This is a genomic window from Pseudomonas emilianonis, from assembly GCF_023072625.1.
Taxonomy (GTDB): Bacteria; Pseudomonadota; Gammaproteobacteria; order Pseudomonadales; family Pseudomonadaceae; genus Aquipseudomonas; species Aquipseudomonas paraveronii.
Genome location: NZ_JAKNRV010000711.1, coordinates 1 through 1,045, shown reverse-complemented (window position 1 = coordinate 1,045; position 1,045 = coordinate 1). Strand labels below are relative to the sequence as shown.

Annotated in this window: 1 protein-coding gene and 1 pseudogene; both read right to left on the bottom strand. The window is 66.3% G+C overall.

All coding sequences use genetic code 11. The annotated features are described in order from the left end of the window. A partial coding sequence (locus L9Z73_RS31095; RefSeq protein WP_247408832.1) for an aldehyde dehydrogenase family protein occupies positions 1-639 on the bottom strand: 639 nt, incomplete at its 3' end. Then, positions 636-1,045, bottom strand: a pseudogene (locus tag L9Z73_RS31090) (alpha/beta hydrolase); the annotation flags it as partial. The pseudogene L9Z73_RS31090 and the gene L9Z73_RS31095, both read right to left, overlap by 4 nt.

Below are 1,045 nucleotides of genomic sequence, written 5' to 3'. Positions count from 1 at the left end.
GGTGCTGGGGCCAAAGCCTGTGACCACGTTGACCACGCCCGCTGGAATGCCGGCTTCGAGGGCCAGGCGCGCCAGTTCCAGGACGGTCGCCGAGGCATGTTCCGACGGCTTGATCACGATGGTATTGCCCGCCGCCAGGGCCGGCGCGAGTTTGATCGCTGTCAGGTACAGCGGGCTGTTCCACGGAATGATCGCGGCGACCACGCCCATGGCTTCATGCACGGTGTAGGCGAACAGGTCTGGCTTGTCCAGCGGCAGGGTGCCGCCTTCGAGCTTGTCGGCCAGGCCGGCGGTATAGTGGAAAAACTCCGGCAGGTAGCTGACCTGGCCACGGGTTTCGCGGATCAGCTTGCCGTTGTCGCGGCTTTCCAGCTGGGCCAGTTGTTCCTTGTTCTCCGCGATCAGGTCACCCAGGCGGCGCAGCAGTTTGCCCCGCGCGGTAGCCGTGAGGCCACGCCAGGCGGGGCTGTCGAAGGCGCTTTGCGCGGCCTGTACGGCGCGCTCGACGTCGGCTTCGTCGGCGTCGGGCAGTTGCGCCCAGGGTTCGGCCAGGGCCGGGTTGAGGCTGTCGAAGGTCTTGCCGGACAGGGCATCGACCCATTCACCGCCGATGCACATCTGGAAGCGTGCGAGTGTCATGCAACGATCCCCTTAATTGGAGTGTTTTGGGCGTACACCGTGTCGAGGAACCCCAGCAGCAACTGGTTGACCAGGCGCGGTGACTCTACCGGCATCATATGCCGTTGCTCGGCCAGCACCGCTACGGTTGCGCCGGGAATACGATCGGCCAGTTGCCGGGCCATGTCCGGGGTCGAGCCAGGGTCGAGTTCGCCGGTGGCGACCAGGGTCGGTGCGCGCAACCCCGCGAGGTCGTCGGCACGGTACATGTCCTGGGTCGCAAACAGTTCATAGGTGGTCAGGTAACCCTGGGGGTCGTTGCCCGCCAGGGTTTCCCGCAGCGCGGCGATCTGCGCCGGGTTGGCCGCCTGGTATTCGCGGCTGAACCAGCGCGACAGTGCGGCTTCGGCATTCGCGTCCGGGCCGT